Here is a 13,658-nt window from a genome sequence, read left to right as displayed (position 1 = left end):
CGAGCACTGTTGCCCCCGTGAGGGTAACCGGCATTCGTACGGTGAGTGGTTGCGTTGTCGCTCTCCGCTATTACGTTCGATGTGAGGGAATTCCCCTTGGCATCCATAGCAATGGAGTGCGAATCATGAGACGAAGACTCTGGGCGAGTTTGGCCTGCCTGCTGCTGGCCGGCATGCTGATGTCCCCGGCCGCGGCGCAGGCAGAAGCCAGGCTCAAGGCCGCGGACTGCATGGGCATGACGTGGTCGGTCAAGACAAAGCTGTGGGACCGTGACCTGGCGCTGGTGTCCTCCGACTCCCACACCGACGCGTACCGGGGCGACACCCCGTGCGAGGTTCCGCTTCCCGTGCTGTGCCTCAAGAAGACCGGTCTGCCGGTACCGCCGGGGATCACTCCTGGCTTCTACGACGGCTGGACCGGCGGCAACTCCAAGCTGTCGGCACCCGTGCCTGGATATGCGTTGTACAGCAGGGCCGCCGCGGATGGCTTGTGCGCCAGCCAGTTCGGCGCGGGCTGGCGAATGGGCGAGTTCCATGACGGCGATGGCGGCTGGGGCTGGTGGGCCTTCGGCGATCCGATCCGGATGTGGACCGCGATCGACGACCAGCCTGCCAACCCGTGGAACACCAACACTGGCAACGCCATGACGTGGACGTTGCGTGCCCACGACTGGGGCCGTGACCTGACGGACTTCACCAGCGACTACCGGACCAACGCCTACTCCGGTGACACCCCGGTCGGCACCCGGCTGCCGGTGTTGTGCCTGCGCCAGGACGGCAGGCCCGCACCGCCTGGGATCGACCCCGGTGACTACTACAACGGCTGGGCCCGTGGCGAGGCGAAGATCACCCCACCGACCAAGGGCACCGCGCTGACTTCCCGCGCCGCCGCGGATGGCTTGTGCGCCAGCCAGTTCGGCACGGGCTGGCGAATGGGCGAGTTCCATGACGCCGGTGGCGGCTGGGGCTGGTGGGCCGAGGGCGACGTCGGCCGGTTCTGGGTCGCGATCGACGACCAGCCCGCGAACCCCTGGAACTCGGCAAACGACTGACCTCCGTGTGATGGGTGGCGGATTGGCGTGCCAACCCGCCACTCTCCGGCGATCACCGGCGACGGCGTTGTTGCGCTGCTTTGAGCTTGTCAGCGACCTCGCGAGCCTGTTCGATCTGAAGGAGGTGCATAGCCGGGTGGGGTGTGTCCGCGCCCCGGATGAGGGCCGTGTACGCCTGTTTGATGCGATTGGGTGGGCCGAAACTGATGTTGCCAGTGCCGTCGCGTCGCTCGTCGAACACTGTCGGCTGAGCGAGCTGTTCCAGCGGGATTCCCTCGATTCCCTTGGGGGTCTGGACAAGTACTCGGTAGTTGGTCACCACGTAGCTTGCCGCGCTGGATCGGCGGCGGATGAGGGCCGCGATGACCGCGGCGAAGAGAACGGCCGAGATGAGCACACCCATCGTCGCGGGTGGGTATGCCGCGATTCCGACCCACACACCCGCGAATACCACCAGCAGCACAAGCACGAGCGTGCCGGCTATGTCCACCCGGTCGATAGGCATTTCTCTCGCCGGTTTGCCTGACCACTGCACTTCTTCACCGTCGCGCAACCATCCGTCAAAGGCCACGCCTCGATTATCTACCCGATCCAGACCGTTTTGGCGTTGCAGAACTCGCGGATTCCCAGATCGGCGAGTTCACGGCCGTAGCCGGAGCTTTTCACCCCGCCGAAGGGCAGCGCCGGGTAGGACGTGGTCATGCCGTTGACGAAGACCTGACCGGCGTCGAGTTCGGAGATGAAGCGACGTTGCTCGCCAGGATCGCCGGTCCAGGCGTTGGAGCCGAGACCGAAGCTGGTGTCGTTGGCCAGCCGGATGGCCTCTTCGATGTCCGCCACCGGATACAGCTGCGCGACCGGCCCGAAGACCTCTTCGCCGTACATCCGCATCTCCCGGGTGATACCTGTGATCACTGTCGGGTGATAGAACCAGCCGGCGCCGTCCGCACGCTTACCCCCGCACAGCACAGTCGCACCTTTGCCGACCGCGTCTTCGATCTGTTCCTCGATGTCACGCCGTCCTTGTTCGGTCGCGAGCGGGCCCACGTCAGTGCGGTCGTCGGCCGGGTCACCGACTCGCAATGCGGACATGTTCTCCACGAACAGGTCCTGGAATTGCGCCATTACTTCGGCGTGCACGATGAACCGTTTCGCCGCGATGCAGCTCTGGCCGTTGTTCTGACAGCGTGCGGTGGTCGCCACTTCCGCTGCCTTGGCGAGGTCGGCTGAGGGCATGACGATGAACGGGTCGCTGCCGCCCAGTTCCAGCACCGACTTCTTGATCTCGCGGCCGGCGATCGCGGCCACCGACCTGCCTGCGGCTTCGCTGCCGGTCAGTGTCACCGCGACGACCCTTGCGTCGGTGAGGATCTGCTCGATGGCATCCGATCCGACCAGCAGTGTCTGGAACGCGTCCGGCGGGAAACCCGCGTCGAGGAACACGTCCTGCAGGCGCAGCGCGGTTTTCGGCACGTTGGACGCGTGCTTGAGCAGGCACACGTTCCCGGCCATCAACGCGGGCGCGGCGAACCGGACAACCTGCCAGAACGGGAAGTTCCACGGCATGATCGCGAGCACCGGCCCGATCGGCTGCCACCGGATGTAGGCCTTGCCCGCCGACACGGATTGCGGATCGAACTGCGTGTCAGCAAGGAATTTCTCGGCGTTGTCGGCATAGAACCTCATCGCCGCGGCACATTTGGCTGCTTCGGCCGCGGCCTGCTTGATGGGTTTGCCCATTTCGAGCGTCATGATCTTGGCGATCTCGTCGCTCGCCGCGTCCACTTTGCCCGCCGCCGCTCGCATCCATTCCGCGCGTTGCGCGAATGTTGTCCGCCGGTACTCCGTGAACGCCTCCGCAGCCCGGGCTATCCGGGCGTCGATTTCGGCTGGGGCGAACGCCTTGAATGTGTCGACGGTCTGCCCAGTCGCCGGGTTGATCGTGGCAATGGCCATGCAGCCCGGTTACCTCGTCGCGGGTGGGTCAAACGTCGAGACCCTCCATCAGGTCTGTTTCGGTGATCCCGGGGCCTTGGCCGTCCCGGATGAACCACTCTGTGCCGAAGGCGACCTCGAACACTTCGTCCGGCATGCCCAAAAAGTACGAGTCCTCGCTGATCTGGCTGGCGTGCGCGCGCATTGCCTGCCGCTTGGCGTAGGCGAACTTGGTGACGTCCACGGCGGCGGTGATCTTCTCGGCGGGGCTGCCGAAGTTGGGGTCCATCACGACGGGCGGCGGGTTTTCGGCTGCCTGGGCCACTGTCCGGTTCGCGGTCTGCTGATAGACACGTGGGGTCCCGGCGATCTCGGCGGCGCGCTTGCCCACGCGGTGCACCTGGATGTGGTCCGGGTGCCCGTATGTGCCGTGGTCGTCGTAGATGGTCAGGACGTCCGCGTTCTCTTCCGCCAGGATCGCCGCAAGCCGTTGTGCGGCTTCCTCGATCGAGGCCGTCCAGAAGTTCCCGGGCGTCTGGTTGGACGAATCGCCCATCATGCCGGAATCGGTGTACCCCAGGAACTCCACGCGTGCCGCGCCCAGGATCTCGGCCGAGGCATGGGTTTCCCGGACTCGCAGTTGCCAGAGCGGTTCGTCCAGGGACTCGGGCACTTCGCCGAGCTCGCCTTTGGTGGCCACGACCAGGACAACGCGATGGCCGTCCTCGTAAGCCTTACGCATCACGCCACCGCAGGTGATGCACTCGTCGTCCGGATGCGCGTGAAAGGTGACCATCGTCGCCATACCCAGACCCTACAAGACGATCATCCTCCGGAACGCCCCAGGATGTGCCGCAACGCCTGTTCCACAGTTGGATGCCGGAACTGGTGCCCGCGCGCCGCCAGCAGATCCGGCACAACCCGCTGGTCGGCCAGGGCGAGCTCGCTCGCGCCCTGCGCGCCGAGCAGCACCTTCGGACCAACTGACGGCACAGGCAGTAACGCGGGCCGCCGCAACACCCGCGCCAGAGTCTGGGTGTAGTCAATGTTGCGGACCGGCTGCGGGCTTACGGCGTTGACCGGCCCCGACAACTGCTCGTCCACGAGCGCACGCAGGTAGATGTCACACAGATCGTCGATCCCGATCCACGAAGTCCACTGGGTTCCATCGCCGAGCCTGCCGCCCAGTCCCGCGAAGAACAGCGGATACAGCAATCGCAGCACACCACCCCGCGGACTCTGCACAATCCCGGTACGCACACAAACCACCCGCAGATCGGCGCCAGACGCGGCATTTTCCCAGTCTGCGACGACACTGGCGAGGAATCCGTGGCCTGGTGGGCTGTTCTCTGTGAGTACCTCTTCACCGCGGTCGGCGCCGTAGTAACCGATCGCGGAGGCGGTCACGAAACATCTCAACCGAGCCCCCGCGGCGAGCTCCGCCAGCCGCCGGGTCGGGCCGATCCGGCTCGCCCGGATCTCGGCTTTGTGCTGGTCGCTGAACCGTCCGGCGATCGAGGCCCCGGCCAGATGGATCACGGCGTCCACCCCGTCGAGCAGATCGGCGGCGGGATCGGCCGGGTTCCAAAGCCGTTCGTCAGCCGCGCGTGGTGTGCGTCGGACAAGGCGGATCACGGTGTGCCCGCCGGTCGTCAGCAATGCCGTGAGCGCCGTGCCGACAAAGCCACGCGAACCCGTGACCGCGACTGTCATTGGCGCGGCGCTCATCCGCTGGTGCACAGCCAAATCGTCGGCCAGCTGCCGGTGCCGGAAGGCGAACATCTCGCGCAACGCCCACGCAGGCACAAGCGTGTCGACCCGATCGGTGATCCGCGTCCGCCCCGGGCCTTCGGCCGCGAACTCATGCGTATGGCGCCAGAACGACGACAACGGCGGCGCGATCTGATCGACGAACACGTCAGGCGGGTTGAATCCGTCCTTCTGATGCTGCGCGACCCACCGCAAACCCCCGGGCAACGCCAGCACAGCCTGGCCGTCCTCCAGCGAGCCGGCCTCCTGCGCGATGCGAACCGGCTGCCACGGCGGGCTCAGCCTGACGAACGCGCCTGGACGGCCGTGCCAGGCGAAGACCTCGTCCTGCGGCGCGTCGACCACGCTCGAGTAGACCAGTCCCATCGGCCTTCAATCCTCCGGGTCGTGATGATCGCCGTATGCTGGCGGCCATGTGCCGGAACATAACCACACTTCGTGGCCTCGAGCCGGTCGCGACGCCCGCGGAGATCGAGGCGGCCGCACGGCAGTACGTACGCAAAATCAGTGGCGTGCAGTCTGTGTCGGACAGCACGCGTGAGGCTTTCGAGGCCGCTGTGGCCGAGGTGACGGCCACGACCACTCGTCTGCTCGACGCATTGCCGCCGCGGCGTCAGCCACCGACGACCGTGCCGCCGCTACGGCGTCCCGAGGTTCAGGCTCGGATCGCGGCCAAGGCCGCCAAAGGCTAGGCGCCTGACTGCCTCGGCGACGAGGTGATCCCGTTCCTGCTCGCTGAGGATGTCCGGCAGGGTCAGCTGTTCGAGGATCAGCCAGCTCAGGGCCAGTTGCAACAGCTGCACCGACACGGCGTCGCCGGGCAGTCCCGCCTGTATGTGCCGTTCGACGTTGGCGTCCATGTCCGCGCGGATCCGCTTGGTCAGCACGGCGCGCAACTCCGGCCGCCTGGTCGCTTCCAGGCGTAGTTCCAGCATGGCGAGATAGCCCGTGCGGAAGCCTGACACCCGTTTCACGGTCTCGCGCATGAGCTCGACGAACTTGTCCAGGTCCTGCACACCGGACATCTGTTCCTCGATGGTGACGTCATCTGGAATCAGCCGTTCATAGACGCGCGCACCTGCTTGTGTCAGCAGCTCGTCGCGGTTGCTGAAGTAGTTGGACGCGGTGCCCGTCGGCACGCCCGCCGCTTTGTCGACCGCCCGCAACGTCAGCCCACGTGAGCCTTCGTGGGCCAGGACCTCGATGGCCGCGTCGAGCAGCGCGGCACGACGAGCTGGGTTCTGACGCATCAAACCTCCGTTGACACCACTTCAAGTGAAGTACTATGGTCAAACCACTTCAAACAGAGTACTTCATCGAGGGGTTCTTATGCGAAAGCTTGTCTACTACATCGCCGTCTCCCTGGACGGATACATCGCCGGACCGGGCGGCGAGTACGACTTCTACCCTGGTGACGACGCGTACGCGGCCTGGATGGGCCAGCGCTTCCCGGAGACCATCCCGACCCACATCCGGGCCATGCTCGGCGTGCAGGACGCCCCGAACAAGACGTTCGACACCGTGCTGATGGGCCGGGGCACCTACGAGATCGACACTGCCGTCACCAACCCGTACGCGCATCTCAAGCAGTACGTCGTGTCGAGCACGCTGGAGCAGGCCGACCCGGCGATCACCCTGGTGCGCAGCGACCCGATCGGACTGGTCCGTGAGCTCAAGCAGCAGGACGGCCTGGACATCTACCTGTGCGGCGGCGGGAAACTCGCCGGTGAGCTGCTGCCGGAGATCGACCAACTGATCATCAAGAGCTACCCGGTGATCGCGGGAGCCGGCATCCCCATGATCGACGGCGATTTCCAGCCGACCGGATTCACCCCGGCCGAACGGGAATCGTTTGACTGCGGCGTGTTCGTCACCTGGTACTCCCGGAAATGAACGGTCAGCCTTGGTTGCGACGGGCCCGCCACCGGCGGTAGGCGTCGTTGGGGACGAACGCGTCGATATAGAACTTGGCCAGATCCTGGGCGAGGGTCTCGCCGTGGGCGGCCAGCGGGCCGTCCTGGTGCCAGGCCAGCATGTGCCGGAACCACAGGGGATCGCCGGCGATCGCCCGGACCGCGAGGCCGGGCGTCTCGACGAAAGTGGCCTGGCAGAGACTGATCGCGTGGCCGTGCCGGACGAGTTCGGCGAGCATCCGCCCTTCGGCCTCGTAGCGGACGCGAGGCAGGCGACCGGTATCGAGCAGGACCCGCATCCAGTATTCGGGGGTGCGGTCCTGCGGGCTCGGCGTCGCCCAGTCCTCCTCGACCAACTCGGCGAGCGTCACCTCGTCCTTGACGGCCAACGGATGCGTGGCAGGCAGCAACGCGAAGACCGGTTCGTCCACAATGGTCCGCAGCAGCACGCCGGCCGGTCGCGACAGCTGATAGCCAGGGTTCTCGCCGACCAGCGCGGCCTCCAACCGGCCCGCCGCGATGTCGTCGATCAGCGGCTCCGAGGCAGCGTGGCCACGGGTGGTGAGGTCCGCTTCGGGATAGTGCCGCCGGATCGCGGTGACCAGACCGGCCAGCAACGGGCCCGAGACCGCGCCGATACGCAACCGGTGGGCCAAACCGTTGGGCCGCAAGGCAAGCGTATTCATCAGTTCGTCCACAGTCGGCAGGACCGCCTGCGCGCGCGAAACGATGAGCTCACCGAACGACGTCAGCACGACGCCGTGTTTCCTGCGTTCGAACAGCTGCCCGCCCAGCATGGACTCGATCCGGCGCAGCTGCGCGCTGAGCCCCGGCTGGGTCTGTTGCAGGGCGGCGGCCGCCCGGGTGAGGCTGCCGGTCTCCGCGATGGTGCAGATCGCTCGCAGATGCCGGACCTCCAATTCCATGACCGGGATCTTAGGGTGGCCATAGACTCCGGTTCATGGCCGACAACGCTCTGGGTGGGTTCGTGCGTGCCAGGCGGGAGTCCATCACCCCAGCCCAAGCCGGTTTGCCCACCGGATCCCGGCGCCGCACGCCGGGCCTGCGCCGAGGCGAACTGGCCGAGCTCGCAGGCATCAGCGTGGAATACCTGACCCGCCTCGAACGAGGACGCGACCGCCACCCCTCAGGCCAGGTCCTCGGTGCCCTTGCCGACGCCCTGCAACTGTCCGCAGACGAACGCGTACACCTGTATCGCCTGGTCAAAGCCGGAACAAGCGGAACATGCGCCCAGGCATCCGCACCACCGGAGCCGCTACGCCCCACCTTGCGGGCACTGCTCGACCGCCTCGAACCCAGCCCCGCACTCATCGTCAACGCGGCAGGCGACGTGCTCGCGTACACCGTCGGCTACCGGCAACTCGTGGCCCCTGTCGGCCTCCTGGACGACAACAATCCCAACATCGTCCGTTACGCCTTCACCAACCCCAGAGCCCGGACAGTGTTCCGCGACTGGGACCGCATCGCCGACGACCGCGCCGCCTCCATCCGCAGCGCCGCCGACCTGGGCAACTACGCAGCAGCATTCCTCGCCGAGGAACTCTCCATCACCGTCGGCGCCGAATTCACCCGCCGCTTCGCCTCCTCCGGCGCCCTGCCCTCCCCGACAGGCACCGAACGCTGGTCCCACCCCACCGCAGGCAACCTCACCCTGGCCTTCGAAAGCCTCCACCCGGCCAGCCCCGAGGACCGCCGCCTCATCGCCTACCTCCCCGCCGACACAACCACAGCCGAAGCCCTCACCACCCTCACAGCCCAGGTGACACTGTCGAGAGCGTGACCTGAGGGACACTGTCCTGGTGACCGAGCCTGTGACGAATGTTGTCAGTGGCACTGTGTCGGGTAACGCGGTGCTGGCCGGCACGGTTGAGGGTGGGGTGCATTTCGGTGGGGACCAGTACTTTGATCTGCCGCCGTATGTCGTGGGGGCGTTTGCTCCGGCTGGGCGGCCGGCGGACGATCGGTTGCGGGCGGTGCCGCCCAGTGAGTGGCTGGCTGCTCGTAATGCCGTGATCGACTTTGTCGGCCGGGCCGGGGAGCTGGCCGAGTTGGCGGAGTGGCTGGACGGTCCGGCTGCGCGTGCGGTTCATGTCGTGCATGCCCTTGGTGGGTATGGCAAGACGAGGCTTGTGTCGCGGTTTGCCGAGCAGTGTGGGGCGAACGTGGTCACGGCTCAGTACGGCCGCGGTCGTCGGCGCGCGGCGGAGCCTGTGCCGGCTGATGGGCAGTTGCTGGTTCTGGTGGACTATGCGGATCGTTGGCCGAGGTCGGCGCTGGAACGGCTGTTGTGCGAGGAACTTCCGGTGGAGGGGGTTCGTGTTCTGCTGCTCGCTCGCACGGTTGGGCCGTGGTGGGCCGGGTTGCGGCAATCCCTTGCTGATGAGGGGTACACGCTTTCGGTGAAAGAGCTTGGGCCGGATGATCTTGAGCAGCGGAGGCTGCTGTTCCAGGACGCTGTGCGGCGATTTGCCCGGATACGGGAGTTGCAGGGCTCGGATGACCTGGAACCGGTGGGATCGCTGGAGAATCCGGTGTATGAGTCGGCTTTGACCGTGCTCATGGCGGCTTTGGTGCGAGTGGACGCCGCCGCCCGGGGTGCGGAGCCACCGGCGGACCCGGGTGAGCTGTCGGCTTATCTGCGCGACCGCGAGTACGCGCACTGGGCCAAACTTGCCGACGCCGGGCACGTGAAGATCACGCCGCAGACCATGGCTCGCGTTGTCACCGTCGCCACTCTTGCGGGTGAGTCGGACTACACCGAGGCTCTCTCACTGCTGCAGTCCCTCGGGCTCGCGGACTCCGTACCGTCGGCGACCGACCTGATCGACGCGCACTCGGCCTGCTATCCACCCGATTCCGCGACAAAGCTTGTGCTGCGGCCTATGCAGCCTGATCGGCTTGGGGAGGATTTTGTCGCCGCTCAGCTGATCGGGGATGTCGCTGCCTCGCATCTGGCCAGGACTCTGTTGCTCGATGAGCAGGAAGACCGGCGCCAGGCCGTGTGGACGACCATGGCTGAGATCGCCAAGCGTTGGCCCCGGGTTCGCGACGGCCACGTCATCCCCATGCTGACCGAACATCCTGATCTGTCCAGCCGGATCGGCGCGGGCCCGGTGATCGCGGTGGCCGGGTACGCACCGATCGATCTGCTGACCCGGATGGCGGAGCATTTCCCCGCAGGACGGCACATTGAGCTCGACCCGGCCATCGCGACTGTCGTCGACCGGGTCATCGGGCACCAGCTTCAGCAGACAGACGATCCGATCAGCAAGGCAGACCTGCATCTCAAGCTGAGCATCCGCCTCGCCGACGCGGGCGAGGCCCACGACGCGCTGAGCCATGCCGAGCAAGCGGTAGATCTGTTCCGCGAGGCCGGGCCGCGGGCGTTCCCGCACCTCGGCGTCGCCTTGAACAACCTCGGTTTCCGGCTGTCCGACCTGCACAGAGGTGAGCAGGCTTTACAGGCCACAGAGCAGGCCGTGGAGATCGCGAGATTGATCGCGGAGACGGTACCGGAAACGTTCACGACGCCTTACGCCGTGACGCTGAGCAATCTTGCCTACGACCTCAATCGCGCGAAACGTCACGCGGAGGCCTCCGCTGCCGCTCACCAGGCCGCGGAGATCCTTGCCAAGAACCCGGAGGCTCCCGATCAGCTGGCCTTGGCGCTGTGGAACGAGGGCATCGCGCGCCGCGGCCTGAACGAACCGGAAGCGGCGATCGCGCTGCTGCGCCGGTCAACCGGGATATTCGCCGAGCTCACCGCGGCAGAGCCGACCGCCCACCTGCCGGAGCTGGTACGAGTTCGCACCGACCTCGCGCGCATGCTCAGCAGGTCCGGGCAGCACGCGCAGGCCTGGCCAGAGGCCGATGAGGCAGTCCGCGGCGCTCGGGCTCTGCTGGCCGCGAACGCCGCCGCGCACGGCGTGACCTTCCTGCGAGCCGTGGACCTCGCTGGGCGGATCCGTTTCAAACTCGACGACTTCGAAGGAGCGTTGCTGCTGCAGCGCGAGGCCCTGGACCTGCGCCGGGCCGGTTTCGCGGAGTCCGACGGCAGCCATGACACCGAGGGCCCACAGACTCTGTCCGACACCCTGCTCGCGTTGGGCCGCACGCAGGAAGCCCTGCGAATCGCACGCGAAGCCGTTGCCATCCGGCGCCGCGACACCCGGCGGGACCCGGACGGTCATCAGCTGCAGCTCGCGTCCGCCTTGACCCATCTCAGTTACCTCCTCACGTTTGTCGGTGCGCACGACGAGGCGCTGTCGGCTTCAGCCGAAGCGGTCGAGAGCCTGAGGCGGTTGTACGACGCCCGAACAGGCGAAGGCTGGAGCAGTTACGCCAACGGGCTGGTGAATCAGGCGATCGACCTCAATGCACTCGATCGGGCCGGCGAGGCCGATGAACTGTTTTCCACAGCGCGTGAGCTGTACGAGCGGTTCGGCCAGACGCACCCGCCTGACCAGTGGCTCGCCGGGTTCCTGCACAGCCTCGCAACACACGTGCTCATGAAGGACGGTGACCGTGCGCTGTCGTTGCTCGATGACTCGATAGCGATCCGCCGCGGCCTGGACGACACAGGCCCGGCGACGTGCGCGTCACTGTTGATGCGGGCCGTGGCGCTCTCCCGGATGGAGCGGCACGACGAGGCGCTCGCCTCGTCCAGCGACAGTGTGTCCGGCTTCCGGCGGCTGGCCGGCCAGGCCTTGCCTGCCTACGGCAAGAGGTTGCTGCGAGCACTGCGTGTCCACGCCGACGTCCTGAAAGCGGCCGGCCAGGTCGGCGAAGAGGCGGCTCTCACCGAAGCGGTGGAAGTCAGTCACCGGTATGCCGCCCTGCCGGCCAAGGTCCGGGACCACGAAGCGACCCTGGAGTACTTCGAGCTGGCGGCCGCACTCCACCAGCGAGGCCGAACCGGCGACGCCGCGCGTCTGGACAGCCTGGTCATAGCCGCCTGCCCGGCGACGGCAGAAGCAAATCAGGGCGGGCAGAGGGGTGTCGCGGAGCACGCCCTGAACCGTGGCTACAACGCACTGCTGGAGAAGCGTTACGACGAGGCGATCGAGCTGTTGCGGATCGGCAACCAGCACCACGCCCGGCTCGGTGACCTGGAAGGGCTGATCCTCGGGCTGGAGAACACCTACCTGGTCCAGCGAGCCCAGCGCCGGTACGTCGCGGCGTCGGCTGTGCTTGTGTGGCTGGTCCAGCCCTTGGTGCTGGGCCGGTACGACGACAGGCTCCTGGCCTACCAGGAGGAAATCCGTGCCGCTCTATCTACATTGGACTCACAACCGGATCCGGCGATCGGCGAGCGGGACGACGTCCTGGAGGTGCTCGCCAACCTCAGCCCCCAGCAACGGCAAGCCTTCGTCCAGGCCTTCGACGACGAGGTCGGCCGTTGGCGGGCGCACATCGGCATGTAGCCGCGACACCCCTTCCCTCGCTGGTCAGAGGTGCTGAAACCGTGCTGTTGCCAAGCAGTAACCACGGGTCGGTATCACTTTTCAACGACAGCAGCCGGGTCCGATGGCACGGCCGCAGGTAACACCGGGGGGTTGTTATGTCGTCATCGACGAGTCCGCTTCCGTCGACGGTTCAACGCGCGTTGGATTTCTGTGAGCAACACGCCGGTGAACCGATTTCGACGGAGGACATCGCATTGGCCGTGCACACAGGCGTGCGGTCGTTGCAGCGCGCGTTCCGCACGCATCTGAGAATGACACCGTTGAAGCACCTGCTGAAGGTCCGGCTCGACCGGGTACACCAGGACCTGGTCCGGATCGCCTACGGGCATGCTGACGGGACCGTCAGCGACGTGGCGATGAGGTGGGGATTCACCCATCTGGGCCGGTTCGCCGCGCAGTACCGCAAGCAGTACGGCTGCACTCCCGTGCAGACGCTGCGTGTCGCCCGCGATCAAAGCGTCACCTGCGATCCAGCAGTGTCGCGCCTCGTGCGGACAGCTTGTGCATTGCCGAGCCCTGGTGCCGCTGGGTGATCACCAGACCGGCCTCTCGCAGCACAGTGGTGTGCTGCGAGGCGCCGGCCAGGGAGATCCCGGTCATCCGGGCGACCTCGGAGGTGTTCAGGCACGGCGTGTCGGCGATGGTCCGCAGCACCGCGGCCCTGGTCCGGCCGAGCAGGGCGACCAGCGAGCCCGGCCGCGGCGCGGTGGTCATGTCGTCGGCCACGCCGCTCCAGCCGAGGGTGCGCTCGGCCGGGTACACCAGCATCGGCTGCATACCTTGATCCACCAGCGTGATCGGCTTCTGCCAGCAGAAGAAGGACGGCACCAGCGTCAGTCCACGGCCGTCGAGATATACATCCTGGTCAGCGGGATAATCCACTTCCAGCACCGGCGCGTTCCAGGTTATCGCCGGATGGAGTTTTTTCAGCAGATTTTCCATGCCGCCGTCCACAATCAGTTCGGCGCGCTTGTTGCGGTCGGCCCGGATATGCGACCGAATTGCCTGCCAATGCGGTTGCAGAACGGCCGCGTGATACTCCCGGATGCCGTCGGCGAGCCTGCGCATCACGTCGGCCTCCCCGTTGGCCAGGCCGACCACCCACCCCGGCAGCGCGGTCTCGGCGGCCAGCAGTTCCATGTCTGTGCGCAGCTGGGCACGCCCGGTGGCCTGCAGGACCTCCAGCCCGGTCTCCAGGTCGGTGCTGTCGTCGGCCGGGGTCAGGAAGTCCGGCGAATATCCTTTCGGCCTGGCCAGTCTGGTCAGCATGTGCACGGAAGGCTTGAGCACCGCCCGCGACCGGCGGCGCCACCCGTCGAACAGCACCGCCCCCTGGTCGGTCTGCAGCATGTGCAGGCTGAGCAGAACCTCCCACAGCGGATGCGGTTCCTGCCTGATCCGGACGTTCCACAGATCGGCCGCTGTCGTGAAATGGATGCGCAGCACATGATCACGGTATCCAGGAACGCCGGTGCCGGAATATCCACTGAGCGCCATTGTCA

General features: G+C 66.6%; 13 protein-coding genes. 6 read left to right on the top strand and 7 right to left on the bottom strand.

The genetic code is table 11. The features are described from left to right. Window positions 1–125: 125 nt before the first annotated feature. On the top strand, window positions 126–1,052 hold the full coding sequence (locus JOF56_RS32875) for a hypothetical protein (RefSeq protein WP_209643333.1): 927 nt from the start codon (window positions 126–128) through the stop codon (window positions 1,050–1,052). A 52-nt stretch (window positions 1,053–1,104) separates the two neighbouring features. On the opposite strand, the gene JOF56_RS32870 is transcribed toward JOF56_RS32875, so the two are convergent. From JOF56_RS32870 to JOF56_RS32855, 4 genes are read right to left on the bottom strand one after another with little or no spacing between them, the layout of a single operon-like run. Further along, window positions 1,105–1,623 carry a hypothetical protein gene (locus tag JOF56_RS32870; RefSeq protein WP_209643332.1) on the bottom strand — a complete coding sequence of 173 codons (519 nt, stop codon included), beginning with the start codon at window positions 1,621–1,623 and terminating at the stop codon, window positions 1,105–1,107. 11 nt (window positions 1,624–1,634) lie between these two features. Then, entirely contained in the window at window positions 1,635–3,008 is a 1,374-nt protein-coding gene (locus tag JOF56_RS32865; protein WP_209643331.1) for an NADP-dependent succinic semialdehyde dehydrogenase, read from the bottom strand. Window positions 3,009–3,036: 28 nt separating this feature from the next. Then, window positions 3,037–3,792, bottom strand: a complete 756-nt coding sequence (locus tag JOF56_RS32860) for a PIG-L family deacetylase (RefSeq protein ID WP_209643330.1) — start codon at window positions 3,790–3,792, stop codon at window positions 3,037–3,039. A gap of 20 nt (window positions 3,793–3,812) precedes the next feature. Beyond that, window positions 3,813–5,123 (bottom strand): TIGR01777 family oxidoreductase, encoded by a 1,311-nt coding sequence (locus JOF56_RS32855; RefSeq protein ID WP_209643329.1) that lies wholly within the window; start codon window positions 5,121–5,123, stop codon window positions 3,813–3,815. A 47-nt stretch (window positions 5,124–5,170) separates the two neighbouring features. Here JOF56_RS32855 and JOF56_RS32850 point away from each other — a divergent pair, with 47 nt between their 5' ends. Then, window positions 5,171–5,449: a DUF2277 domain-containing protein gene (locus JOF56_RS32850; RefSeq protein ID WP_209643328.1), complete on the top strand. Its 279-nt coding sequence runs from the start codon at window positions 5,171–5,173 to the stop codon at window positions 5,447–5,449. On the opposite strand, the gene JOF56_RS32845 is transcribed toward JOF56_RS32850, so the two are convergent. Beyond that, complete coding sequence (locus tag JOF56_RS32845; RefSeq protein ID WP_209643327.1) at window positions 5,396–6,007, bottom strand: TetR/AcrR family transcriptional regulator; 612 nt, start codon at window positions 6,005–6,007, stop codon at window positions 5,396–5,398. The two genes, JOF56_RS32850 and JOF56_RS32845, sit on opposite strands and share 54 nt — an antisense overlap. A 79-nt stretch (window positions 6,008–6,086) precedes the next feature. Here JOF56_RS32845 and JOF56_RS32840 point away from each other — a divergent pair, with 79 nt between their 5' ends. Then, a complete protein-coding gene (locus JOF56_RS32840) occupies window positions 6,087–6,650 on the top strand; it encodes a dihydrofolate reductase family protein (RefSeq protein ID WP_209643326.1) in 564 nt (187 codons plus the stop codon). Between the two features lie 4 nt (window positions 6,651–6,654). Here the strand turns inward: JOF56_RS32840 and JOF56_RS32835 are convergent, their stop codons facing one another. Continuing rightward, complete coding sequence (locus JOF56_RS32835; protein WP_209643325.1) at window positions 6,655–7,596, bottom strand: LysR family transcriptional regulator; 942 nt, start codon at window positions 7,594–7,596, stop codon at window positions 6,655–6,657. 35 nt (window positions 7,597–7,631) lie between these two features. Between JOF56_RS32835 and JOF56_RS32830 the strand changes: the two genes are divergently transcribed. From JOF56_RS32830 to JOF56_RS32820, 3 genes are all read left to right on the top strand, one after another. Next, entirely contained in the window at window positions 7,632–8,471 is an 840-nt protein-coding gene (locus JOF56_RS32830) for a helix-turn-helix domain-containing protein (RefSeq protein WP_209643324.1), read from the top strand. Between the two features lie 19 nt (window positions 8,472–8,490). After that, complete coding sequence (locus JOF56_RS60265) at window positions 8,491–12,114, top strand: tetratricopeptide repeat protein (protein ID WP_209643323.1); 3,624 nt, start codon at window positions 8,491–8,493, stop codon at window positions 12,112–12,114. 137 nt (window positions 12,115–12,251) lie between these two features. Next, window positions 12,252–12,689 (top strand): helix-turn-helix transcriptional regulator, encoded by a 438-nt coding sequence (locus JOF56_RS32820; RefSeq protein WP_209643322.1) that lies wholly within the window; start codon window positions 12,252–12,254, stop codon window positions 12,687–12,689. Here the strand turns inward: JOF56_RS32820 and JOF56_RS32815 are convergent. Then, window positions 12,616–13,602, bottom strand: coding sequence for an ArsR/SmtB family transcription factor (locus JOF56_RS32815; RefSeq protein WP_209643321.1), 987 nt, complete (start codon window positions 13,600–13,602; stop codon window positions 12,616–12,618). The two genes, JOF56_RS32820 and JOF56_RS32815, sit on opposite strands and share 74 nt — an antisense overlap. Window positions 13,603–13,658 lie beyond the last annotated feature (56 nt).

Origin of the sequence: Kibdelosporangium banguiense (assembly GCF_017876405.1) — a bacterium.
Lineage (GTDB): Bacteria > Actinomycetota > Actinomycetes > Mycobacteriales > Pseudonocardiaceae > Kibdelosporangium > Kibdelosporangium banguiense.
The sequence above is the reverse complement of the archived record's forward strand: the minus strand, read 5'-3'. Positions and strand labels throughout refer to the sequence as shown.

Excerpts from the sequence above, each read along its gene's own strand:
- JOF56_RS32875 (WP_209643333.1), top strand. The coding sequence starts at position 126 with ATGAGACGAAGACTCTGGGCGAGTTTGGCCTGCCTGCTGCTGGCCGGC.
- JOF56_RS32850 (WP_209643328.1), top strand. The coding sequence starts at position 5,171 with ATGTGCCGGAACATAACCACACTTCGTGGCCTCGAGCCGGTCGCGACG.
- JOF56_RS32845 (WP_209643327.1), bottom strand. The coding sequence starts at position 6,007 with ATGCGTCAGAACCCAGCTCGTCGTGCCGCGCTGCTCGACGCGGCCATC.
- JOF56_RS32840 (WP_209643326.1), top strand. The coding sequence starts at position 6,087 with ATGCGAAAGCTTGTCTACTACATCGCCGTCTCCCTGGACGGATACATC.
- JOF56_RS32860 (WP_209643330.1), bottom strand. The coding sequence starts at position 3,792 with ATGGCGACGATGGTCACCTTTCACGCGCATCCGGACGACGAGTGCATC.
- JOF56_RS32855 (WP_209643329.1), bottom strand. The coding sequence starts at position 5,123 with ATGGGACTGGTCTACTCGAGCGTGGTCGACGCGCCGCAGGACGAGGTC.
- JOF56_RS32865 (WP_209643331.1), bottom strand. The coding sequence starts at position 3,008 with ATGGCCATTGCCACGATCAACCCGGCGACTGGGCAGACCGTCGACACA.
- JOF56_RS32830 (WP_209643324.1), top strand. The coding sequence starts at position 7,632 with ATGGCCGACAACGCTCTGGGTGGGTTCGTGCGTGCCAGGCGGGAGTCC.
- JOF56_RS32835 (WP_209643325.1), bottom strand. The coding sequence starts at position 7,596 with ATGGAATTGGAGGTCCGGCATCTGCGAGCGATCTGCACCATCGCGGAG.
- JOF56_RS32820 (WP_209643322.1), top strand. The coding sequence starts at position 12,252 with ATGTCGTCATCGACGAGTCCGCTTCCGTCGACGGTTCAACGCGCGTTG.